The following is a 22,629-nucleotide window of genomic DNA, read 5'->3' as shown; positions in this document are numbered from 1 at the left end:
TCACGGTGACAGCACCCGGAATTCCACGCGCCGGTTCTGTTCGCGGCCGGCCTCGGTTTCGTTGTCGCCGATCGGATGATATTCGCCGTAGCCCTCGGCGACGAGCCGGCTGACCGGCACGCCGTTCTTCCACAGGAAGTCGCGTACCGCCCAGGCGCGACGACGCGACAGGTCGAGGTTGTAGGCCTCGGGGCCCAGCGAATCGGTATGGCCCGCAATCTCCACACGCATCGTCGGCTGGCCCTTGATCCCACGCACCACCTGTTTGAGCAGGGCTCTGGCATTGATGGTGAGCACCGCCGAATCGAATTCGAAGGTGATGTTCTCGAGAATCACGCTCTGTGAACGGAGTGCGCAGCCGTCGTCGCCGACCACGAGTCGCCACACCGTATCCGGGCAGCGGTCGATGTCGTCCCGAACGCCGTCTGCATCGGCATCATTATCGACCGAGCAGCCGCGCAGGTTCACATGTGAACCCGGGAATGTGTTCGGACATTCGTCCTGTGCCTCCGGAACGCCATCCTGATCCGGGTCCAGCGGACAGCCGGCAAGGCCCACCTGCATGCCGCGCGAAGTGTCGGGGCAGCGGTCGTCCCGGTCGAGGATGCCGTCGCCATCACTGTCGATCGCGCAGCCGTCACTGCCGATCCGGGTGTCCGGTGCGCTGGCCGGGCACACGTCGGCGTAGTTCGGCACGCCGTCGCCGTCGGCATCACCGAAGCTGCCGTCGCCGGCTTCGGCTGGCCCGAAACCGAAACGCAGCCCCAGCAGGGCGGTCCAGTGATCGTCGTTGTCCGAAGAAGCGAGGTCGAGCGCATAACGCAGATCGGCGCGCAGATCCCAGTGCGTGCTCAGCCGGTGCAACAGGCCGCCGCCCACGGCGGTGGCAAAGGCGTCGCTGCTCTGATCGTGGACCTCGACGCGCGCAGCGCCGAGACCTGCGGAAAGATACGGCCGCATGCCTGGCGAAGCGCCGATCGGAAACCACAGGGCCGAGACGTCGAATCCACTGCGGCGCCAGTCCACCGTGCTATCGGTGCGCGCATGCCGTGCCGCAAACTCCAGGGACCATTGCTCGTTGAAATCCCGCCCCAGCGAAAGGGCCGCGGCGCCGCCCTGGTCTCCGTTTGCCGTGGCCGCGCCGAGCATGGGCGACAGCCACCAGGCCGCTTCGCCGGAACCGTCACCGCGCGCGGCGAATGCCGATGAGGCCAGAAGACCGGATATGAGCAGGCACACCGCTCGCAACATCACGCGTTCTCCCCCCGAAGCGACCCGCGTCGGCCGCCGATTGTAGTGTTCCGGTAAGGCGACAAGGTAGCGCAAAAAGCGGCTCGGGGGCCCCGTGTCTTTGCGCAGCCCACAAAAAACCCTGGCACCGTCTGCACGGTGCCAGGGTTGGATCACTTTCGCTCAGGCGTGAATCAATTGCCTTCGTCGGTCACCCGGAAGACCACGCGGCGGTTTTCGCCTCGGCCTTCTTCGGTGGCGTTGCTGGCGATCGGGCGCGACTCGCCATAACCGACCGGCGTCATCATGCTGCCAGCGACGCCCTTGGACACGAGGTAGTCGACCACGGCCAATGAACGCTTCTCCGACAGAGCCTGGTTGTAGCCGTCGGTGCCGGTAGCGTCGGTGTGGCCCTCGACATCCACCTTCACATCCGGATAGGCCTCCATCGTCAAGGCGACATCGTCGAGGATGCGCTTGGCTTCGGCGGTCAGGCGTGCCGAGTCGAACTCGAAGACCACGCCATGCAGGATGAAGTCGCGGTCGAGCGCGAAGCCGTCGGCATCGGCCGCTTCTCCGGGACGTGCCAGACGCTTGTCACCCTTGAGCGCGCAACCGTTCGGCAGCACCGCCAGACCGGCCGGTGTCTTCGGACATTCGTCCATGTAGTCCGGCACGCCGTCGCCGTCGCTGTCGAGCGGACAGCCATCCTCGCCGACAGGGACGCCCGCCGGGGTATCCGGGCAGTTGTCCTGTGCATCCGGAATGCCGTCACCGTCCTTGTCGACGAACGGGCAACCGCGGGCGTCCACCTGCACGCCGGCCGGCGTGTTCGGGCACTTGTCGGCATAGTCCGGCACGCCATCGCCGTCGGAGTCACGCGGACAGCCTTCGGCATCGACAGCGGCACCGGCCGGAGTATTCGGACACTTGTCGAGCGAATCCGGCACGCCGTCGCCATCGCTGTCGCGTTCGCAGCCGTCGGCGCCGACCGGCACGCCCGGCGGGGTGTCGGGGCAACGGTCGTCCTTGTCGAGTACGCCGTCGCCGTCGCCGTCGAGCGGGCAACCGTTGGGACCCACGGCAACGCCACGCGGCGTGTTGGGGCAGGCGTCCGCGCTGTCGGGCACGCCGTCACGATCGGAATCGTTGGGCCAGGTGCCGATGCGATAACGGAAACCGACAGTGCCGATCCAGTTGTAGAAGGTGTCGTCCTCGACGACACCCTGGCCGGCCACCATGTCAAGCGCATAGCGCAGGTCGACACGGAAGTCCCAGTGATTGCTGAGCTGCTGAACAATGCCACCGCCAGCGGCAAGGCCCAGCGAGCCGGTGTCTTCCTGCAGGAAGCTGATGCCCTGGCCGGCGATGCCGGCGAGCAGATAGGGCTTGAGACTGCCGTTTGCCCCCAGCGGGAACAACAATGCGGATACGCCAACGCCGTACTTTTCGTAGTCGTTGTCGCTGATAAGATCGTCAACGTCGATCTTCGCGTAGTGACCTTCGAATTCCAGCGTCAGCCACTGGTTGAGCGGCCGGCCTGCGGTGATGTACGCGGCGATGCCGGAATCGTAGTCACTTGTATCCGATACGATTCCGCCGACCAGAGGCGATACGTACCAACGATTGTCTGGCTCGTCCTGAGCCCAAATTGGCGAAGCAACCATCAAGGCTGCCAGGATCAGCCATCCCTGTCTCAACATCGTTGTTCTCCCTAATTCTTCAGAACGTGAACCAGTAGAACCCAAGTTCATGACCGGCTCACGAAAAACAAATGCGAAAGATTTGGATCAGTAGATACTTTAGTCTATGGCACTCGCCTCTGGATTATGATTGCCTCAGGGGTCAACGTACAATCTTTTTGGTTCGGTTGTCGCTCATAGTTCACGGGAAGTGAAGGGAGTTTTCGAAATGAAAGGTATTCGCGGGCTAATCGCGCTAAGCGCTCTGGCTTTGGCCGCATGTGGCGACGACTCGATTCAGAGTCCAGACTTCTCGCCGGAACTCGATCACATCGAAGTGACGCCGGCCACCGGTGAAGTGGCTGCGGGCGATACGATTCAGTTGACAGCGACCGGATTCTTCACGCGCCAACCCGGCGTGGAAGGTCTGGATTCGGGCACGATCGACGCCGATTGGTCGGTCGACGATTCCGATATCGCCTCGGTCGACGGCGATGGCCTGGTCACCGGCCTGAGCCGCGGTCAGGTCACGGTAACGGCCTCGCAGGACGGCGAGTCCGCCACCGCGCTGATTACGGTGACGAGTCCGCTGCTGCTGGAGCTGGTCTTCGATCCGACGGAAGTCGAGGTGCCCGTCGGTGCCGAACAAACCGTCACCGTTCTCGGACTCTATGCCGGCAGCGAGGAACCGCGTGAGTTGACGGACGGCACCACGGTGGCCTGGACTTCGGCGAATCCGGTGCGAGCCATCGTCGACCCCACTGTCGGCAATCCCACCACGGTGACCGGCGTCAGCATCGGGGGCACGACGCTGACCGCCACGGCGACCAATGCCACCGAAGGCACCGAAGGCACCACAGTGTCCGGCATGGTTGGCGTCACGGTCTCGGACGCCGCTCTGCTGAGCGTGACGATGGTGGAACCCGAGGATACGACCATCGGCGTCGGCCTGGAGCAGCAGTTCACTGCAATCGGCGAGTACAGCGACGGCAGCAGCGCCGAGATTCCCAATGAGCAGCTGGACTGGACCAGCGACGACGACAGCATCGCCACGATCGACGCCGAAGGGCTCGCGACCGGTACCGGCGAGGGCACGGCCACGATCACGGTCACGCTCAAGCCCGCCGTGTCTCCGGGCATCGGCGATGAAGAACGAAGTGGCAGCACGACACTGACGGTCACGCCGGATCAATGCATCTCGCGCCTCCTGCAAAGCAATGGCGCCACCGTGCGCGCCGAAACCGGACCCAATCTGCTGCTGTGCCTGGGCTGTCTGGTGGACGATGAAATCAACGTGATCGACGATGATTTCGACAACTTCGCCAAGATGATCATTCCGGTGGGTCTGCTGCAGGGCTATACCCAGATCACCGTGAGCGCCGCCGAAGGCACGGAGTTCGCCGCTGGCGGCGTGCCAGGCTTCATCATTTCGCGCCCGGCCAACGCCTTGCTCAGCGCGGAACTGATTTCACAGCTGACGGTGACGACGCTGCTGGACGGCGAAGAGCAGCAGACCACCAACGAGATCATGCCCCTGCGTCTGACGCTGCTGGGATTGCTCGGTGACGAACAGCAGGTTCTGGTGACGCTGCCCGAACCCGCCGCCGAGCCGCACGACGCACTGCGTCTGAGGTTCAGCTCCGGTCTGCTGTCCGCGCTGGCCACCACCAACGTCTACTCGGCCTGCGCGACCACCGACATCGTCGCGGAAGACGACTGAGGAGGAAACGCCTTAATCTCCGGCTTCAGGTTTGAAACAAGAAGGGCGCCATTGGCGCCCTTCTTGTTATCTGCGTGCATACCGCCCCGGTATCGCCATTGACGGACAAGCCGCAGACTTGAGTCGGAATCTGCGCGGGCCCGGTTGGCCTGCTTCGCTTCGGGGTGCCGCTGCCAGGCTCCGGCATTCGTTGTGGGGGAGCTTACAGTCCTTGCACGCCGGCGAACTCGAAACGAACCCCGGCCATCAGGGTACGTCCTGTCAGCGGCGCCAAGTCCTTCAGGAACGAGGTGTGCTCACGTGCTTCCTCGTCGAGCAGATTGCGGCCGCGCAGATAGAACGTCGCCATTCCCGTTCCATAGCGCAGTCGGTAACCGAGGTCGGCCGACAGCAGCGTGTATCCCTCGGTCTCGGTCTCCAGCGCGGCCACGCGATCCTGTTCGTCGACATGAGTCAGGGCCAGCGAGGCGCTCCACTGGCGAAACGAGGCATCCAGACCGCCGCCAAGACGTGAGGGTGTGATGCGCGGCAGGTCACGGCCGCCGTCGAGTTCGCCACGCACAGTGTCGAAGAAGATTCGACCGTCGAGCTTGAACGGACCCTGTTGCAGCAGCGCGTATTCGGCTTGCGCTTCCAGGCCGTAGAACGTGGCGCGGCTTTGCTCATAGTCATAGAGCACCAGCTCTCCGTCCGGATCGAAATGGCCTTCATCGTCCACCCGGTCGGCGATGCCGTCGCTGGATGCCGTGCCGGAGCCGTCCACGTTCAGGCCAAGATCCACCGGCTTTTCGTAGATATAGTCGTCGATGCGGTTGTAGTAGACGCTGGCGCTGCTGCGAAATCGTCCGTGGTGACGCTCCAGACTGAGTTCCACGTTGTTGGAGGTTTCCACATCGAGATCGACATCACCGCGTTCGTAGGCCTTGGTGCCTTCATGCGCGCCGAAGGAATAGAGCTCCTCGGTGGTGGGCGCGCGTTGCGAACGTGCCAGGTTGAAGCGCAGGTGATAGTCGTGGCCCAGGGCGAACACGCTGCCGGCGGACAGGCTCAGGGGCGTGAAATCGAGGTCGGGCAGGGTCGCGTCGGTGTTCGGCTGGGTGCCATTCGCTTCCGCCGAGGCACGTTCGACCCGCGCACCGAGTTCGAGGCGATGGCCGTCGCCGAACCGATGTTCTTCGACGACGAACAGGCCAAGGTTGCGCGCGATCGTCGGAGGCACCAGGGCTTCCTCACCGATCGCCTTGAAGTCGCGGTGCGACAGCTGCGAACCGACTTCACCGTGCCAGCCGGCGACGGCAAGGTGCAAAAGTTCGACGCGCGCCTCGTAGGCCTTGTTCTTGAACAGGGTCCCGACTTCACCGCTGCCCTCGATCTCGGCGTGCTCGTAGTCGTTGTAGCCGGCACGCAGCTTGATCTTCTCGAGGCCGGCGAAGGGTTCGATCCAGTCGCCGCGCAGGTCGTAGCGGGTCTGGTCGAGATCGATGTGCGTGCCCTTGCCTTCCTCCTCGGTCACGCCTTCGTCGCCTTCATCGTCGCCATGCTCGTGCCCCGGCACGCCATACAGCGTGTCAAAGCGGCTGACGGCGAAGCCGAGCACATGCTTCGGCGTGATCCAGGACACCGAAGCGCTGCCGCTTTGCGTATCGACATCGCTGTTTTCGAGGACGCCGCGTTCGCCTTCGCCGTCGGCATCGGCATAGCCGGGAATCTCGAAATCGTCGGCGCGGCGGTAGCCGTAGCTGGCATTGAACTGCACGGCGTCGGTGCCATAGCCCAGCTTGAGGCTGCCGTCGCGTTCGTCGGCGTTGTCGGCGAACGAGAAGTCCCCGGCACCCGACAGCCCACGGCTGATTTCGTCCGGGAGCCGGTCGTCGACCACATTGATGATGCCGCCGATCGCGCCGCTGCCGTAGATCAGTGTGGCCGGCCCCTTGATGATCTCGACCTGTTCGGCGCCGCCGGGATCGAGCGCCACCGCGTGGTCGGCGCTGACCGAGGACGCATCCATGCTGCCGATGCCGTTCTGCAGGATCGAAACGCGCGGCCCGCTCTGTCCGCGAATCACGGGATGACCCACACCGGGGCCGAACCCCGAATTGGCCACGCCGGGTTCTTCCGACAGCAGATCGCCGATCGTTGCCTTGTTCTTGCGGGCCAGGGCATCGCCGTAAATCACGTCGACCGGACGCGTCAGTTCGTCACCGCCACGGCCACCGAAGGGGCCCGACTCCACGATGATCGTTTCCAGGCGAGTTGTGTCGTCCGCGTCAGAAGTGGGCGTGTTCGCAGGGTTTGATTGGGCGTTCGCCGTGACCGCGCTCAGCGCGGCCAGCAAACCCAGGGTAACGGCTGAATGACGCGGGTGCATGGGCCAGTCCTCGGAGGGAAAATCGTGAGGCAGGCATTTTGCCTATAATGTTATAACGTATCAACTTGAGAATTCGCGCAACCTCGAACAGAGGTCGCCCGAATGCAATAGCCATTCGCGAATCCACTGCACGCCGCGCCCGGCCTCGCTGTCGCGCCAGGCCACGCGCAAGGTCAGTGGTTCGCGCGGAGTCTCCACTGCCTTGTGTCGAAGCCGGCCGGCTTCGATATGCGCCCGCGCCAGGTGAAGCGGCAGAAAGCCGCCACCGAGTCCGCGAATCTGGGCGGCAATCTTGTGTTCCAGCGTGGACACCGTCAGTGTCGGTTGCCCCGGGTGAACGCCGCTGGTGCCGACACTGAGCCGGCGCGAACTGTCGGCCACCACCACCGCTCGATGTTCGAGCAGGACGCTTTCGGTCAGCGGTTCCTCGGCGTCGGCGAGCACATGCTTCGCGGCCAGCACGTAAACCCACTCGATCTCGCCGATGACACGGCTGGTCAGTCCGTAGCCCGATGGGGTCTCGCCGGCCGCCACTGCGACGTCGACACGGCGGTCGATCAGCGCATCCCAGGGCCCGCCGATCAACTCCTGCATCAGTCGCAGTCGAGTGCTGGCGCCATGTCGATCGAAGTCCTCGACCATCGGAAACAGCCATTCCATCGGTACCAGGCCATCGACGGCGACCGCCAGCTCCGCCTCCCAGCCTTCGGACAGGCGTTTGATGCGGCTTTCCACGCGTTCGGCCTGGCGCAGCAGTCCGCGCGCCTCCTCGACCAGCGCTCGGCCAACCGCAGTCGGTTCGGCACGCCGGCCGCTGCGTTCGAACAGGCGCACGCCCAGGTCGGCTTCAAGCTTCTGGATGGTGTAGGTCAGCGCCGACGGCACGCGATGCAGGGCACCGGCGGCACCGGCGAAGCTGCCGTATTCGACAATCGCCTCCAGCGTGCGCAGTGCGTCCAGGGAGAGTTTCACGCTCCGATGGTAGCAAAATCCCTAAACTCAACCATCAATAAATTCGATGGCCGGGCAGTGCTGCTACTCAAATGCCAGGGCGAAGTGCAGCGAAAAATCCGGGGAACTGGCGACCACCGGGTCTTCCTGAAACCCGATATGGAACTCGCTTCCGGGTGACAGACGGATCGCCGCACCGATGCCGAGCTGCAAGCCGGCGCGGCGCAGGACGTCGTCCTCCACGTTTTCGTAGAGCGCCGAATGGGCGTTGAGCTGGACCAGAAAACGCAACGCCGGCCTAGCCTGCCAGCCCAGGCCGGCACCGCCCAGTGCGACCCATCGGCGTTGGTGCTCGCGGAGCACTTCGCCTTGCGCGGCATAGAGTCCGCCGCCCGAGAGATAGGCGGACCAGGCGCCACGCTGCCAGGCATGGTCGAGCCAGGCCGAGAGCGCGACGGCGTCGTTGCCGGACAGTCGGTCGGCGTCACCGGTCGGCAGCTTGATTGCGCCACGCAAGGCGGTGTCCGCACCCAGCGTCCAGGCCGCGAGCAGCCGCGCCTCGCCCAGTCGCGTGCCGCGATCGGTGACATCGAGCAGGGTCTCTCCGGATTCCACATAGCGATAGCGGTACTGATCCTGCTCGGCTTCGTCGCGCCCGCCATTGGGCAGCGAAAACCAGTCGTGCCAGTTCTCGATCGCAGAATCCATGAAGCCGCCGCTCTGATGCAGCAGCGGTAGTTCCACGCCGAGTTCCATTCGGGCGCCGATACGGCGTCGGTATTCGATCGCGTAGCGCGCGGTTTCGCCGTCCAGCAGCAAGGCGGAGCCGCCGTCCTGCGAGGCGTGATACTCGTTGCTGAGATCGGCACTCAGAATCCAGGCCTTGTCCTCGGCCAGATGTGCGCGCCCCAGCGCCGGCAAGCCGAATCCACGCGCCAGTGCCGCTTCGTTGCGCAGGTTCATGAAGCGGTCCGCCTGCGCGCTCAGCGGGATCAGGCCCAGTGCGGCCGACAGCAGAATTCTTGCCCGTAATCGTCCAAACATCGGTATTGCCCCAGGCCGCCGAAATCGAAGTCCGGCAGATTAGCCGAAAGCGGCGGCCGTGCGCCGCTACGGCTGCGTGACACAGCGGGCTCTGATAGCATCCCCGCCCCCGTTTGTGCTTACTGCGGTTGTTGCCATGAAACGCGTCACCGAAAACCTGCGTATCAAGACCATCCGTCCGGTCTCCATGCCGGCACAGGTGCAGTCCGAGTATCCGCTGTCGGACGGCGCCGCCCAGACCGTGTCCGAGACGCGCTCGCAGATCCAGGATGTGCTGGCCGGTCGTGATGATCGTCTGCTGGTCGTGGTCGGGCCGTGTTCGATCCATGACACGCGCGCGGCGCAGGAATACGCGCAGCGCCTGTCTGCGGCCAAACAGCAGTTTTCGAAGAACCTGCTGATCGTGATGCGCGTGTATTTCGAGAAGCCGCGGACCACCGTCGGCTGGAAGGGTCTGATCAACGATCCCGATCTCAACGACAGTTACGACATCGACAAGGGGCTGCGCTCCGCGCGCAGCCTGTTGCTGACGCTCGCCGAACAGGGCATGCCTGCCGGTGTGGAATACCTCGATATTCTCACGCCGCAGTACCTCGCGGATCTGGTCGCCTGGGGCGCCATCGGCGCCCGCACCACGGAATCGCAGCTGCATCGCGAAATGGCCTCGGGTCTGTCGTGTCCGGTGGGCTTCAAGAACGGGACCGACGGCAGCGTCAAGGTCGCCGTCGACGCCTGCCAGTCGGCGTCCAGTCCGCACCGCTTCCTGTCGCTGACGCAGACCGGGGAAGTCGCAATCTTCGAAACTGCCGGCAATGCCGATTGCCATCTGATCCTGCGCGGCGGTTCCAGCGGTACCAACTACGACGCCGCCAGCGTGGAAGCCAGCTGTGCGGCCTTGGCCAAGGCCGGCCTGCCGCAGCAGGTGATGATCGACTGCTCGCACGCCAACAGCCAGAAGCAGCACAAGCGCCAGCTCGCCGTGGCCCAGGACATCGGCAACCAGATCGCCGGTGGCGACCAGCGCATCATCGGCGTGATGATCGAAAGTCATCTGGTCGAAGGGCGTCAGGAGATCGGGCCGGACGCGGTCTACGGTCAGTCGGTCACCGACGCCTGCATTCACTGGGAGGACACCGCCCAAGTCCTGCGCGAACTGGCCGGCGCCGTGGCGCAGCGGCGCGAGCGGCTCGTCGCCAGCGCCTGAGAAGCCTTACCGTACGACCATGATCGGGATATTGAATTCGGCGCGTTGCTGCGTCATGTCCTCGGACATGCGCGGCAACGGCGACGCCGCAAGCACCATTCCCACAGCGGCCCGGTCGAGATCGGCGTAACCGCTGCTGCGAACCACGCGCGTATCGATCACGCGCCCCTGCCGGTTCACTGTGAGCCTCACTTCCACGGTGCTGTGGCGCCCGCTGCGGCCGCGGGCCGCGGCCACCGCTTCCAGCACGTCCTGATTCACCCTGAACAGTTGAGCCGTGGCGCGCGAATAGAACGCGTGCTTGTTGGGAGTCGAAGCACCGATCGGCGGTTCCGGCCCTGTCAGCGGATCGTGCTGCGCCGGCATCTGCCGCCATTCGGCATCCAGGTCGGCTGCGTCCGCCAGCACCGCCCTGGCGAGATCGATCGGCGCGGAGGCGGTCGTCCGCATCGGTAATTTCCGCATTTCCAGAGTGAAGGACGCGCGGACCGCTCGTGCCTGCGCTGCGGCGCCGAGGCGCTGACTCATCTGCAGGCCCAGCGGCCGCAGACCCGCCTGCCGCGTGGCGGGCGCGGAGCCCTGCGCCCGCTCAATCCCGATTTCGTTCGAAAGCTGCAGGGCCACGACCGGCGGTGCCAACCGTATCGGAATGGAATGTGGTCGGCCGCGATGGTCCAGCATGCCGAGCCCGGCGATCACGCCTGCGGCATGCAGGCCGAGCGCGATCAGTAGTGCCGGACGGATGCGTCGTGAATTCATGGCCCGGCGTCCCTGCCAAGCAGATCGAGACCTGGGTTACCAGTGCTCGCCCTTGAACAGATTGGCGAACACCACCTGTTCCAGCGTCGGCTTTTCGCGGCCTTTGCGCCCTCTCTTGGCAGCGCTCGAGGACGGAAACAGCTGGAAGCCCTTGGACAGCACGTAGTCGTTGATCTTGGGCCACATCGCGTAGCTCAGCGCCGCTGCCGTGCCCAGCGGCGTGGCGATCGACTTCGGCCGCTTGATGATCGCGCGCATCACGGTGTCGGCGGCGTCGTCCGGCGACCAGGTTGGCACGTAGTCGTAGATCCTGGTCGGCGCGATCATGGGTGTGCGCACCAGCGGCATGTAGATCGCGGTGGTGTGGATGTTGCTCCTGCGGATTTCGGCCGACAGGCAGCGCGTGAACGCATCCAGTGCTGCCTTGCTGGCAACATACGCCGAGAAGCGGGCGGCGTTGGCGAGCACTCCGATCGACGAGATGTTGATGATGTGTCCCTGACGCCGCTTCGACATCGTCGGCAGCAGCGCCATGATCATCCGTACCGCGCCGTAGTAGTTGAGCTCCATGGTGCGCTCGAAATCATGGAAGCGGTCATAGGACTCGGCAACCGCACGACGGATCGAACGACCGGCGTTGTTGATCAGGATGTCGACGTGGCCGAAATCCTTGAGTACCTGCTTCCCGAGCTGGTCCACGGCGTCCATGTCCGCCAAGTCGCAGGGATAGGCATAGACCTCGCTGCCGAAGTTGAGCAGCGTCTGGCGCGCCTCCTCCAGCTTGGTCGGCTTGCGCGCCACCATGATCACGCGCGCGCCGGCGGCCGCCAGTTTCTTGGCGGTGGTGAAGCCGATGCCGCTGGATGCGCCGGTAATCAGCACAACCTTGCCGGCGACCTTGCGCGACAGTTCCGGCGGCAGACGCACATGTGTATCCAGATGCGCTTCCCAGTAGTGCCACAGGCGTTCCACATAGTCGTGGAACTCTGGGCATTTGATGCCACTGCCCTTGAGCGCAGCCCGTGTCTTGCGATCGTCGAAGATCGCGCGATTGTTGATGTAGCCCAGCACCGAAACCGGAATGCCGATGGTCTTGGATACCGTGCGTTCGATGTCGATCGGCAGCCGGCTTGTCACGGAGCGCGAAACCCGGCGCACGCTGCGCGGCAGGCTCAGCGGCGGCAGGTCCACGTTTCTGGTGATCTCGGGGCCATGTGCGGCTTCGAGCAGCAACTGAATGAGATCACCCACGGTCGGAGCATTGCGCTGCACGAGGTGGAAGCTTTGCCCGTCCAGGCCGTCGTGGTGGGCGAGTTCGTCCATCGCCGCGGCCACGTAGTCGACCGGAACCACGGGAACGTGGCCGCCCTCCACGCCCATCAGCGGCAGCCATTTCGGCACTGCGTCGCGGATGCGCTGGATCGTCTTGAAGAAGTAGTAAGGGCCGTCGACCTTGTCCATCTCGCCGGTTTCGGACGAACCGACGACGGTGCCGGGCCGGTACACCCGGAACGGCACACTGGATTCTTCGCGAACGATCTTTTCCGATTGGAACTTGGTGCGGAAGTACGGATGGTCGAGATCCTGACCCTCGTCGAACATTGCCTCGCTGAAACGACCCACGTAACCGCCGCCGGCCACGGCGATGCTGGACACATGATGCAGGCGAACATTGCCGCCCAGGCCGTTGACGAAGTTCACGAGCTTGCGCGTGCCCTCGTTGTTGACGCGATCGGCCGTGGCGTCGTCCATGTTCATGTCGTACACGGCCGCCAAGTGAAACACGTGATCGATCTTGCCGACCAGCTTCCGGCGCGCGGCGGCCGCCATCAGCCCGTCCTGCGTCACGTCGCCATGCACGGAATGCAGTTGCTTGGCCTGTTCCGGGAAGCGTTCGACAAGCCCGTCGAACTTGGCAGTGGAGCCTTCCCGGACCAGCACGTGCACCTGGGCGCCTTCACGCTGCAGCAATCGTGCAATCAGAAAACGCCCGATGAATCCCGTTCCCCCGGTCACCAGATAGTTCACCTGCCTCTCCTCCTCTAACAGCCTGTTGTTTTACTAGCTTCCTTGCGCCTAGTGTAGCCGTGCGCAGGTGACAGGGCGTGTCCTCAAAACGGCCCGCGTATCGCGCTGCGGCGCAGTGAGGTTTTCAGACCGTCGGCCGCCCATGGAAGTCCTCCATGGACTTGTATACGCCGAAGAATTTTCCGCCGAGCCAGTCCCAGACGCGGATCGGCAACAGGCCGCAGAACCGCATCGACAGACGGACCATGAACAACATGGTCAGGAAAGGCTTGCCGAGCTTCATCGCGCGCCAGACACGGTTGACCACGTACTCCGGCGTCAGAATCGGCGTCAGCAGGGGCGCCTTGGCACCATCGAAAATGCCGGTACTGATGTAGCTGGGGCATACGGTCGTGACTTTGACGTGGTGGTGCCCGGCCTGTTCCAGCTCCAGCCGTACCGAATCGGACCAGCCCGACGGCCGCCCACTTGGAGGCGCAGTACACGCTCATCTTCGGCTTGGAGACCAGCCCGGCCGCGGATGCGATGTTGACCACGCGGTATTCGCTGCCGGAGGCGATCATGCCAGGCAAAAACTCCCGCGCGATGTACATGATCGCCAGCGAGTTGATCGCCATCGTCAGGAAGGTATCGCGACGGTGGTCGTGTTCCCAGAAGAAGCGTCCGCGTACGATGCCGGCGTTGTTGAACAGCAGCTCGATATCGCCGATCTCGGTGCGCACTTTCGCTGCGGTTTCATCGATCGCCTCCAAGGTGGATACGTCCACGACATAGGGATGTACCTTGCCGCCTGAGCGCTCAGAGCCTCAGCGGTCTCCGTCAGCGCGGCTTCGTTGACATCCCAAAACCACCGCGGCGGCCGACTCGCGAATCGCCAGCTCGGCATAGAGCCGGCCCATGCCCATGGCGGCGCCGGTGATCAGAATCTTCTTGCCTGCGACCGATTGCATCATCGAATGTTCTCCCCGTATCGAGATAGGCGGGCGCAAGGTCTGCACCATTCCCCGGGAATCGTCAGGCAGCATGGGCGGCGGATTTCACCCGATTTTGCTGAGCGGTGTCGATAGGGCTGTCGGCGGAGTCTAGCAGCGCTACTGCGCCGCACGGCAGACTCAATCCGCGCGCAGCGCAATGCCGGCCGCCCGCAAGGATGCGGACACCGCGTGCCGCCGCCGCTGCGCCTCGTCATCCGCCAGGGCCAGCGGCGGCGAATGGCCCCATACCGGGGCCGGCCATGCGTCGTCATCCGCGGATCGGACCACGTGGTGCAGGTGCAACTGCGGCACCTGGTTGCCGATGGCGGCGACGTTGAGCTTGTCGCCGCCGAAAACCTTCAGCAGCGCGCGTGACAGCGCCGCCGATTCATCACTGAGTCGATGGCGGTCGGCAGCGTCCAGCTCGTGCAGTTCACGCAGGCCGGCAATGCGCGGCACCAGCAGAAACCAGGGATAGCGCCCGTCGCGGCTCATCAGCAGACGTGACAGCGGCAATTCGCCCAGACTAGAGGTGTCGGCGGCGAGACGTTCGTGAAGTTCGAAAGGAGCGGTCATGTCGGTCTTCGGTCGATGCGGCGGCCGCCCGCAGGCAGCCGGCAAACAATGGAGAGTCCCAGTTTATGACAGAGATCGTTCCGCGCATCGCGGTCATCGCCGGCACCACCGGCCTGGTCGGGCGGTGCTGCCTGCAGCGGCTGCTGGATGATCCGCGCTATGGGCGCGTGATCGCGCTGACGCGCCAGGCGGACCCGTTCGAGCACCCGAAGCTGAAATGGCTGCGAACCGATTTCGATGACCTGACGGCGCTCGTGCCGGCTCTGCCGGCCGACGATGCCTATTGCTGCCTCGGCACCACGCTCGAGCGTGCCGGCTCACGCACCGCGTTCGAGCACGTCGACCATCACCTGGTGCTGGCGTTTGCGCGTGCCGCGCACGCTGCCGGCGCCTCGCGTTTCATGGTCGTGTCCGCCTACGGAGCGAATGTCCGCTCACTGGCGTTCTATTCGCGGGTCAAGGCGCGCATGGAACAGGCGGTGTCGGATGTCGGTTACAGCGCCGTGCACATTCTCAGACCCTCGTTGCTGCTGGGGGATCGCAGCGAACAGCGTCCGCTGGAATCGTTCGCTCAGGCCGTCGCACCGCTGCTGGCACCGCTGTTTCGTGGCGCTCTGGCGCCAATGCGTCCGGTCCAGGCGGACGCGGTCGCCGCGGCGTTGATCGCGGCTGCCTTCGATCCGCGCGCCGGCACGAAGGTGCATCGCTGGCCGTTCCAGGTTCAGTCGCCGCCCGGCAAGACGTAGAACAACACCGCAAAGTAGTGCAGCACGCTGCCGGCGAGCACGAAGCTGTGCCAGATCGCGTGGTGATAGCTGAGCCGCTTCCACAGATAGAACGCGACCCCACCGGTGTAGCAAAGGCCGCCGCCGAGCAGCAGCAACAGTCCGCCGGTACCCAGCGAATCCAGCAGCGGCTCGATCGCGACCACGGCACACCAGCCCATGCCCAGGTAGATTCCGACGGACAAGGCCTCGAAGCGGCCGGTGAAGAACAGTTTGAAGACGATGCCGACCGCCGCCAGGCCCCAGGTCACGCCGAACAGCGACCAGCCCCAGGGGCCGTTGAGCGTGACCAGCGTGAACGGCGTATAGGTTCCGGCGATCAGCAGATAGATTGAAACATGATCGATCACGCGCAGGATTTCCTTGGCGCGTGAGGGCGGCACGCTGTGATAAAGCGTGGAGGCCGTGTACAGAATGATCAGCGAAGCACCGAAGATCGCGCTGCTGACGATGTGCAGGGGGTCGCCATACAGCGCGGCGCGCGCCACCAGTATCGCCAGACCGGCAATGCCCAGCATCACTCCGACGCCATGCGTGATCGCATGCGCGACCTCCTCGCCCAGCGAGTACAGCGCTGGCGGCACATGACGACGAATCTCGCGAGACGCATCCTCCACCACGTGTTCCACGCGATGACGCATGTTCGCGCCGAGTCGTGACTCGGCGCGTGATTCGGGACGATCGCCGCCGTTGCGATTGGCGGGTCCGGAAGAGGGTTCGGGCATGGGCGCCATCATCGCACGCGCGTCCTGAGCCGAGGCTTGTTGAAACGGTGTGAATTCACCCATGTCACCGGTTTCGCAAGAACCGCACCGATGACGGACACGCTCGCTGCGCGAGCGGTCCTAACGTAAGCGTTCAAACCGCAGCGTAGTTGCCCCGACGCTCAATGTCTGGTCGAAGCGGATTGTCGGCGAAGCGGAGTTTCCATTCGCGCGGCGTGGGTTCGATGACTCGGCAGGCGGGATGCTTCACCTGGACGTTCTGCGCGGCATAGGCGCTGTAGGCTTCATAGCCGTCGGACAGCAGCGTGCCGGCGAAGGCCTCGCCGAGGAAGGCTTTGACGTGCCGATGCTCCCGCGAGGGCGCATAGTGAAAGACGATTTCGTGATCCTGTCCGTAGATCGGCCACAGATAGGCCTGGCGCAGCTTGCCTTGTTTCTCCCGGCCGGCCTTGATCGGGGTTTCGTCCATCGCCAGCACCCGACTTTGTAAAAGGTGCCGGTGCTGGGCTTCGACGATCGGCCGGAGCAAATCGATGGCACGCTGCGTCCATTGCGTGAGACTGCTGCGGCTGACTTGAATCCCGGCGTCGGCCAGACGTTGATGCTGGCGATACAAGGGCAGGTGACAGGCAAACTTGTCGGTCAGAAGACCGGCCAGCAGGCTGACGTCGGCGACGCTGGATTCGAGGACCGATGCTGGCGCCTGCGCATGTCGGTCGGCTGGCGATACAGCCAGATGCGACGCTCACCGACCGTGAGCATGCGCGCGCCGCAGGCGCAGTACCGTCCCTTCTCCCAGGCTCAGCTCCACACCCCAGGCCGGCGATTCCTTGTCCGGCGCCCTCGGTGCCGTCAGCTCGATGAAGCCGGTGGCTTGATGCGGCGCGCCGGACGACGCCGCCGGCCCGGCCTTGAGCTTGCGCCGCCAGTTGCCCAGCGTGCTCAGTGCAATCCCACGCGAGGCGCAGAAGGCCGCCTGGTTCTGACCGCTTTGCGCCCACTCTTCAATCAACGTGCGCCAGTCCGACTCGCTGCGTCGGACGTAACCAGCTCTGCCCACTCCTGTTTCCATCGCATCGCTCCGTTTCAGTCGATGCGCGCAGGCTAATCGCCAACCATCCGCACGAATATAACGCCGTGGTTTGAACGCTCACCCTCGTTCGGCGCGGGCTCCGGCGCACCACATGTTCAGGCACGCCGCAGACGCAGGGCGTTACCGATCACCGACACCGACGACAGGCTCATCGCCGCGGCGGCGAGCATCGGCGACAGCAACCAGCCGAACAGCGGATACAGCACGCCGGCCGCGATCGGCACGCCGAGCACGTTGTAGGCGAAGGCAAACCACAGGTTCTGACGGATATTGCGCAGGGTCTTGCGCGACAGCGAGATCGCCTGTGCGATGCCGCCGAGATCGCCGCGCATCAGCGTTACGCCGGCCGATTCCATGGCCACGTCCGCGCCGCCGCCCATGGCGATGCCGACATCCGCGCGCGCCAGTGCCGGCGCGTCGTTGACACCGTCGCCGGCCATCGCCACCACGCGACCCTCACGCTGCAGGCGTTCAATGGTGCTTGCCTTGTCCTGCGGCAGCACATTGGCGACGACTTCGTCGAGCCCCAGCTCGCGGCCGACATGCTCGGCGGTGGCTTGATCGTCGCCGGTGAGCATGATCACGCGCACACCGGCTTTGCGCAGCGCCTGAAGTGCTGCCGGTGTGGAGGACTTGATGCTGTCCTCGATCAGCAGGTAGCCGGCCAGCGCGCTGTCGTGCAGCACGTAGACGACAGTGGACCCGCGCGCCTGCGCCTGGGCCGCTTCGTCCCCGACCCGGCCCAGGCTGGCGCCTTCGCGTTCGGCCAGACGCCGATTGCCTACGGCGATGCGCTGGCCATCGATCTGGCCCCACACGCCGAGGCCAGGATCGCTGTAGAACTGTTGCGCTTTCGGAAGCCGCAGTTTTCGCGCTTCGGCGCCGTCGACGATGGCGCGCGCCAGCGGATGCTCGCTGGCCGCCTCCACGGCTGCGGCCAGCCGCAGCAGTTCATTGTCCGCCAGCTCGCCGACGGAGGCCACACGGCTCAGAGTCGGCTTGCCTTCGGTCAGCGTACCGGTCTTGTCGACCACCACGGTATCGACCGCCTGCAAGCGCTCCAGGGCCGCCGCGTCCTTGATCAGCACGCCGATCTGGGCGCCGCGGCCGACTCCGACCATGATCGACATCGGCGTGGCCAGACCCAAAGCGCAGGGGCAGGCCACGATCAGCACGGAGACCGTCGCGATCAGCGCATGCGCCAGTACCGGCGCCGGGCCGAACAGGGTCCATGCGACAGCCGCGCTTGCGGCCGCGAGCACCACGGCCGGCACGAACCAGGCGGCCACCTGGTCCGCCAGGCGTTGTACCGGCGCGCGCGACCGCTGCGCATCGGCGACCATCTTCACGATCTGCGACAAAGTGGTGTCCTGGCCCACACGCTCGGCCTCGATCAGCAGGCTGCCATGACCATTGCCGGTGCCGGCAGAGACGCGCCCGCCCGCCGATTTCCGAACTGGATCGGCTTCACCGCTGAGCATCGACTCGTCGACATGGCTGTCGCCATCCAGCACCCGCCCATCCACCGGTACTTTTTCGCCGGGTCGCACCCTGAGCCGATCGCCCGTTTTGAGCTGATCCAGTTCCACATCGCTTTCCCGGCCCTGGGCATCGACGCGATGCGCGGTCTTCGGCGCCAACTTGAGCAGGGCGCGGATCGCACCCGAAGTCTGCGCGCGTGCGCGCAGTTCCAGTACCTGGCCCAGCAGCACCAGTGTCACGATGACCGCAGCGGCCTCGAAATACAGCGGTGGATGGCCATCGTCCAGAAACGCTGCGGGCAGCCGTCCGGGCGCCACGGTCGCCAGCAGTGAGAACAGATAGGCGGCGCCGGAACCCAGGGCGATCAGCGTGAACATGTTGAGGTTCCAGCCACGCAGCGACTGCGCGCCGCGCACGAAGAACGGCCAGCCGGCCCACAGCACCACGGGGCTGGCCAGGGCCAGCTCGGTCCAAGGTAGCCAGGCGCCGCTCAGAGGCAGACCCAGCATCGGCCCCATCGCCAGTACCAGCAGCGGTGCCGAGAGCACAACGCCTGTCGTGAAACGGCGTGTCATGTCGCGCAGCTCGCTGTCGTCCACGGTTTCGCTGGGCATCGTCGGTTCCAGCGCCATTCCGCATTTCGGGCAGCTGCCGGGACCTGACTGCAGCACTTCCGGGTGCATCGGGCAGGTGTATTGCGCACCGGGCACCGCTTTGGCCGGGGCCGCAGCGTGGGCGTGATGCGCATGGCCGCAGCCGTGTTCGTTTGGCTTGTGTTCGGCCTGGTTGTGGCTGCTGCTTTCGTTCATGAGTACCGATCCTGTTCGGGAACATCGTGATTGAGGGCGCCGAGAATCGGACAGTCGGCGGCATCGCCGTGGCCGGGGCAGGCGTCAACCAGCCGGCTCAGGCCGTCGCGGATGCGGCTGAGCTCGACGATGCGTGCCTCGATTTCGCTCAATTTCGCCTGTGCGGTCGCGCGCACGCCGGCAATGTCGCCGCGCCGGTCCGAAAGTCGCAGCAATTCGGCAATGTCGTCCAGGCTGAAGCCGAGCCGTTTGGCGCGGCGGACGAAGCGCAGACGGTGCACGCTGGCGCCGTCGTACAGCCGGTAGCCGGCCGCGCTGCGGTCCGGTGCTTGCAGCAGGCCGGCGCGCTCGTAGTAACGCACGGTGTCGATCGGCACCTGAGCCTGATCGGCGAGTTGTCCGATTCTCAACATGGGTCATTCCTGTTCTCGGGAATACAGGGTAAACCTTGGACCCAGGTCCAGAGTCAAGCCGCGCCTGATCGGACCTTGGCGCCGATCATTCAGATGATGACCACGCGCAAGACGGCATAATCCGGACGATGTTCCATCACGACAAAAAGCCGCGGGACGAAAGTGCGCCGGAGCGCAGCTTGCGCGTGCTCACGCTGAACATCCAGGTGGGCATGCAGACCGAACACTACCGGCACTACTTCACCGGGATGTGGCGTCACGTCCTGCCGTCGCGCGGGGTCCGTTCCAACCTCGACCGCATCGCCGAGCTGGCGTCCGACTACGACGTGGTGGCGCTTCAGGAATGCGATGCCGGCAGCCTGCGCACGCAGCAGCTCAACCAGGTGGAATACCTCGCGAGCAGCGCCGGATTTACGCACTGGCAGGCTGCGATCAATCGTGATCTCAAGCCGTTCGCACGGCACTGCCTCGGCTTCCTGTCGCGTTATCCCTTGCACGAGGTTCGTCACCATCCGCTGCCGGGAAGAATTCCCGGACGCGGCGCCTTGCAGGCCGAGCTGCGCCTGGATGCACATGCACCCTTGCAATTGGTGGTGACGCATCTGGCACTGAACCGTGAAGCACGCACGCGCCAGCTGGACTATCTGGGCGGTCTCGCCATTCCGGATGCCGACACCGCCACGCAGGACACGGTGATTCTCGGTGACCTCAATTGCGAGCCGCAGGAACTGCGCGACCACCAGAGACTGCGTGCCGCCGGCTTGACGCCAGCGCATGCCGAGCCAACCTTTCCGAGCTGGCGTCCGACACGTTCGATCGACCATGTCCTGTCCACCGCGGGTGTATCGATCGTGCGGACACAAGTGCTCGACAACCGCCTGTCCGACCATCTGCCGGTGGCCACGGAGATCGCGCTACGACCGAACTAGCCTTCGTCCCCTGGCACGCACTGCTGTTCTTCGCCGGGGGCGCCATCGCTTTCGTGGCGGGCGGACATGCCCTGCTGACGGCGCCGGACCCGCGCACCGCCTGGGGCTGGATCGCCGTGTGCCTGCTGTTTCCGCTGGCCGGCCCGGTGTTGTACATGCTGTTCGGCATCAATCGCGTGCGCACCCGTGGCCGCCAGCTCGGCTTTCTGCATCTGCGCGGCGGCGCCGTCGGCATCGACAACGAATCCGATATCCGCAATCGCGACAAGGTGCCCGCGATCCTGCAGGCCAATCTTTCGCTGGTGCGCACCAGTGATGTCATCACGCAGCTGCCCTTGCTGGGCGGCCACCATGTGGAAATGCTGCGTGACGGCGAATCCGCGTATCCACGCATGATCGAGGCGATCGACAGGGCCAGTCATTCAGTGGCGATGGCGACCTACCTGTTCGATACCGATCGCGCCGGCAGGGATTTCATCGAGGCCTTGATCCGGGCGCACAGACGCGGTGTGGAAGTGCGCGTGCTGATCGACGGGGTCGGCGAGTGGTACAGCTTTCCGCGCGCCGGCTGGCTGTTGCGTCGCGGCGGCGTGCCGGTGGCGCGATTCCACCCGCCGCGCCTGCTGCCACCGGCGCTTTATCTGAACTTGCGCAACCATCGCAAGTTGCTGCTGGTGGACGGATGCGTGGCCTTTACCGGCGGCATGAACATCGGCGGCCGCCATCTGGCGCAAGACCCCGGCAATCGCCATCCGGTGAGCGATCTGCATTTCGAGCTGCGCGGCCCGGCGATCACCCAGCTGGCGCGCGCCTTCGCGCAGGACTGGCAGTTCTCCGCGCATGAGGCCTGGATGCCGGATGTCTGGCAGGCGGACGCTGCAGTGCCCGGCACCACGATCGCGCGCGTGATCACCGATGGCCCCAATGAGGACATGGACCATCTGAGTCTGGTGATGCAGGCGGCGATCGCCAGCGCGCGTCACGACATCTACATCATGACGCCGTACTTCCTGCCGCCGCGAGAACTCGAAGCCGCTCTGCACGGCGCCGCCTTGCGCGGTGTACGCGTGCATCTGATCCTGCCGGAGCGCGGCAATCTGCGCTTCGTCCACTACGCCGTGCGGCACGTGCTGGCATCGATGCTGCGCCGTGGATTCCTGGTCTGGTATCAGCCGGCGCCGTTCGCGCACTCCAAGCTGTTCGTGGTCGACGGCAGCTATGCGTTGGTGGGCTCGGCGAACCTGGATGCGCGCAGCCTGCGACTGAACTTCGAACTCGGCGTGGAACTGTTTGATGCACAGCTCGCCGGCGAGTTCGTCGACTACTGCAAGACCGTGATGACGCGTTCACGCATGGCCACGGTGGAGGAACTCGAACGGCGGCCGTTCCCGAAACGCCTGCGCGATGCCGCCTGCTGGCTGTTCTCGCCGTATCTGTAGCGCGGGGCGCGCGCTCGATCGGTCAATCGGCCGGGCGCAATGCCTCGCTCATTTGCTTCACGTTCGCCGGCGAAATCTTCCAGCGATCCGGTTGTTCGTACTCGAAATCCAGCGACAGCTTGCCGCCGGCACGGCGAACGTGCAGCTTGCAGGCGATCCAGTCCGCCTGGTCGTCGGCCGCCGTGGCGGCGCGCAAGTCGATGAAGGCATCGAGCACCGCCGCGCCGCGAGGCGCCACCGGCCGCGAGGCGCCACCAGCCTGATAGGCAAATCCGTTGACCTTGCTGACGCCCTCGTCGAAGCGGGCGACCAGCACCAGGTCGTCCCAGGGCAGGGCGCCGAGCTTGGTGTCGGCGGCTATCGCGCGTGCCAGTTGCAGGGTGGCTTCGTTCCGATCCATCGTCTCGACGGTGCTCAC

19 protein-coding genes and 1 pseudogene are annotated in these 22,629 nt (G+C 65.0%); 5 read left to right on the top strand and 15 right to left on the bottom strand.

What is annotated here, in order from left to right:
- Complete coding sequence (locus RM530_RS01245) at positions 1-1,251, bottom strand: OmpA family protein (RefSeq protein WP_311363383.1); 1,251 nt, start codon at positions 1,249-1,251, stop codon at positions 1-3.
- Positions 1,252-1,424: 173 nt separating this feature from the next.
- On the bottom strand, positions 1,425-2,933 hold the full coding sequence (locus RM530_RS01240; RefSeq protein ID WP_311363382.1) for a thrombospondin type 3 repeat-containing protein: 1,509 nt from the start codon (positions 2,931-2,933) through the stop codon (positions 1,425-1,427).
- Positions 2,934-3,141: 208 nt separating this feature from the next.
- Between RM530_RS01240 and RM530_RS01235 the strand changes: the two genes are divergently transcribed.
- A complete protein-coding gene (locus RM530_RS01235; protein WP_311363381.1) occupies positions 3,142-4,632 on the top strand; it encodes an Ig-like domain-containing protein in 1,491 nt (496 codons plus the stop codon).
- A 202-nt stretch (positions 4,633-4,834) separates the two neighbouring features.
- Here RM530_RS01235 and RM530_RS01230 read toward each other — a convergent pair whose 3' ends face one another.
- The 3 genes from RM530_RS01230 to RM530_RS01220 form a co-directional block, all read right to left on the bottom strand.
- Complete coding sequence (locus RM530_RS01230) at positions 4,835-7,000, bottom strand: TonB-dependent receptor domain-containing protein (RefSeq protein WP_311363380.1); 2,166 nt, start codon at positions 6,998-7,000, stop codon at positions 4,835-4,837.
- A gap of 60 nt (positions 7,001-7,060) precedes the next feature.
- Positions 7,061-7,972 (bottom strand): LysR substrate-binding domain-containing protein, encoded by a 912-nt coding sequence (locus tag RM530_RS01225; protein ID WP_311363379.1) that lies wholly within the window; start codon positions 7,970-7,972, stop codon positions 7,061-7,063.
- A 63-nt stretch (positions 7,973-8,035) separates the two neighbouring features.
- On the bottom strand, positions 8,036-8,995 hold the full coding sequence (locus RM530_RS01220) for a DUF3187 family protein (RefSeq protein ID WP_311363378.1): 960 nt from the start codon (positions 8,993-8,995) through the stop codon (positions 8,036-8,038).
- Between the two features lie 136 nt (positions 8,996-9,131).
- Here RM530_RS01220 and RM530_RS01215 point away from each other — a divergent pair, with 136 nt between their 5' ends.
- Positions 9,132-10,199, top strand: coding sequence for a 3-deoxy-7-phosphoheptulonate synthase (locus RM530_RS01215; protein WP_311363377.1), 1,068 nt, complete (start codon positions 9,132-9,134; stop codon positions 10,197-10,199).
- Positions 10,200-10,205: 6 nt separating this feature from the next.
- On the opposite strand, the gene RM530_RS01210 is transcribed toward RM530_RS01215, so the two are convergent.
- From RM530_RS01210 to RM530_RS01190, 4 genes and pseudogenes are all read right to left on the bottom strand, one after another.
- Positions 10,206-10,958: an energy transducer TonB family protein gene (locus RM530_RS01210; RefSeq protein WP_311363376.1), complete on the bottom strand. Its 753-nt coding sequence runs from the start codon at positions 10,956-10,958 to the stop codon at positions 10,206-10,208.
- A gap of 36 nt (positions 10,959-10,994) precedes the next feature.
- Positions 10,995-12,986 carry an SDR family oxidoreductase gene (locus RM530_RS01205; protein WP_311363375.1) on the bottom strand — a complete coding sequence of 664 codons (1,992 nt, stop codon included), beginning with the start codon at positions 12,984-12,986 and terminating at the stop codon, positions 10,995-10,997.
- A gap of 124 nt (positions 12,987-13,110) precedes the next feature.
- Positions 13,111-13,936 (bottom strand): annotated as a pseudogene (locus RM530_RS01200) (SDR family oxidoreductase).
- Positions 13,937-14,098: 162 nt separating this feature from the next.
- Positions 14,099-14,536, bottom strand: a complete 438-nt coding sequence (locus RM530_RS01190) for an HIT domain-containing protein (RefSeq protein WP_311363372.1) — start codon at positions 14,534-14,536, stop codon at positions 14,099-14,101.
- Between the two features lie 65 nt (positions 14,537-14,601).
- Here RM530_RS01190 and RM530_RS01185 point away from each other — a divergent pair, with 65 nt between their 5' ends.
- Positions 14,602-15,282 carry an NAD(P)H-binding protein gene (locus tag RM530_RS01185; RefSeq protein ID WP_311363371.1) on the top strand — a complete coding sequence of 227 codons (681 nt, stop codon included), beginning with the start codon at positions 14,602-14,604 and terminating at the stop codon, positions 15,280-15,282.
- On the opposite strand, the gene trhA is transcribed toward RM530_RS01185, so the two are convergent.
- The 5 genes from trhA to RM530_RS01160 form a co-directional block, all read right to left on the bottom strand.
- Complete coding sequence (gene trhA / locus RM530_RS01180) at positions 15,258-16,109, bottom strand: PAQR family membrane homeostasis protein TrhA (RefSeq protein ID WP_311363370.1); 852 nt, start codon at positions 16,107-16,109, stop codon at positions 15,258-15,260. The genes RM530_RS01185 and trhA overlap by 25 nt on opposite strands.
- Before the next feature lie 70 nt (positions 16,110-16,179).
- On the bottom strand, positions 16,180-16,782 hold the full coding sequence (locus RM530_RS01175; RefSeq protein ID WP_311363425.1) for an IS66 family transposase: 603 nt from the start codon (positions 16,780-16,782) through the stop codon (positions 16,180-16,182).
- A gap of 9 nt (positions 16,783-16,791) precedes the next feature.
- The gene (gene tnpA, locus RM530_RS01170; protein WP_432276065.1) at positions 16,792-17,118 is read right to left on the bottom strand and encodes an IS66 family insertion sequence element accessory protein TnpA; all 327 of its coding nucleotides are present in this window, start codon (positions 17,116-17,118) and stop codon (positions 16,792-16,794) included.
- Positions 17,119-17,234: 116 nt separating this feature from the next.
- Positions 17,235-19,430 carry a copper-transporting P-type ATPase gene (locus RM530_RS01165; protein ID WP_311363368.1) on the bottom strand — a complete coding sequence of 732 codons (2,196 nt, stop codon included), beginning with the start codon at positions 19,428-19,430 and terminating at the stop codon, positions 17,235-17,237.
- A complete protein-coding gene (locus RM530_RS01160) occupies positions 19,427-19,840 on the bottom strand; it encodes a heavy metal-responsive transcriptional regulator (RefSeq protein ID WP_349256144.1) in 414 nt (137 codons plus the stop codon). The genes RM530_RS01165 and RM530_RS01160 overlap by 4 nt, the downstream gene beginning before the upstream one ends.
- A gap of 131 nt (positions 19,841-19,971) precedes the next feature.
- Between RM530_RS01160 and RM530_RS01155 the strand changes: the two genes are divergently transcribed.
- Together RM530_RS01155 and RM530_RS01150 are read left to right on the top strand one after the other, a co-directional pair.
- Entirely contained in the window at positions 19,972-20,772 is an 801-nt protein-coding gene (locus RM530_RS01155; protein ID WP_311363366.1) for an endonuclease/exonuclease/phosphatase family protein, read from the top strand.
- 53 nt (positions 20,773-20,825) lie between these two features.
- Positions 20,826-22,211, top strand: coding sequence for a phospholipase D-like domain-containing protein (locus RM530_RS01150; RefSeq protein ID WP_311363365.1), 1,386 nt, complete (start codon positions 20,826-20,828; stop codon positions 22,209-22,211).
- Between the two features lie 22 nt (positions 22,212-22,233).
- Here RM530_RS01150 and RM530_RS01145 read toward each other — a convergent pair whose 3' ends face one another.
- Positions 22,234-22,629: a hypothetical protein gene (locus RM530_RS01145; RefSeq protein ID WP_311363364.1), complete on the bottom strand. Its 396-nt coding sequence runs from the start codon at positions 22,627-22,629 to the stop codon at positions 22,234-22,236.

The sequence above is a fragment of the Banduia mediterranea genome (assembly GCF_031846245.1).
GTDB classification, from domain to species: domain Bacteria; phylum Pseudomonadota; class Gammaproteobacteria; order Nevskiales; family Nevskiaceae; genus Banduia; species Banduia mediterranea.
Note: the sequence above shows the minus strand (reverse complement) of the source record. Positions and strands in the feature narration are given on the sequence as shown.

Coding starts and splice junctions, on each gene's coding strand:
- RM530_RS01245 (WP_311363383.1), bottom strand. CDS start 1,251: ATGTTGCGAGCGGTGTGCCTGCTCATATCCGGTCTTCTGGCCTCATCG.
- RM530_RS01240 (WP_311363382.1), bottom strand. CDS start 2,933: ATGTTGAGACAGGGATGGCTGATCCTGGCAGCCTTGATGGTTGCTTCG.
- RM530_RS01235 (WP_311363381.1), top strand. CDS start 3,142: ATGAAAGGTATTCGCGGGCTAATCGCGCTAAGCGCTCTGGCTTTGGCC.
- RM530_RS01230 (WP_311363380.1), bottom strand. CDS start 7,000: ATGCACCCGCGTCATTCAGCCGTTACCCTGGGTTTGCTGGCCGCGCTG.
- RM530_RS01220 (WP_311363378.1), bottom strand. CDS start 8,995: ATGTTTGGACGATTACGGGCAAGAATTCTGCTGTCGGCCGCACTGGGC.
- RM530_RS01215 (WP_311363377.1), top strand. CDS start 9,132: ATGAAACGCGTCACCGAAAACCTGCGTATCAAGACCATCCGTCCGGTC.
- RM530_RS01210 (WP_311363376.1), bottom strand. CDS start 10,958: ATGAATTCACGACGCATCCGTCCGGCACTACTGATCGCGCTCGGCCTG.
- RM530_RS01190 (WP_311363372.1), bottom strand. CDS start 14,536: ATGACCGCTCCTTTCGAACTTCACGAACGTCTCGCCGCCGACACCTCT.
- RM530_RS01185 (WP_311363371.1), top strand. CDS start 14,602: ATGACAGAGATCGTTCCGCGCATCGCGGTCATCGCCGGCACCACCGGC.
- trhA (WP_311363370.1), bottom strand. CDS start 16,109: ATGGGTGAATTCACACCGTTTCAACAAGCCTCGGCTCAGGACGCGCGT.
- tnpA (WP_432276065.1), bottom strand. CDS start 17,118: ATGGAAACAGGAGTGGGCAGAGCTGGTTACGTCCGACGCAGCGAGTCG.
- RM530_RS01165 (WP_311363368.1), bottom strand. CDS start 19,430: ATGAACGAAAGCAGCAGCCACAACCAGGCCGAACACAAGCCAAACGAA.
- RM530_RS01155 (WP_311363366.1), top strand. CDS start 19,972: ATGTTCCATCACGACAAAAAGCCGCGGGACGAAAGTGCGCCGGAGCGC.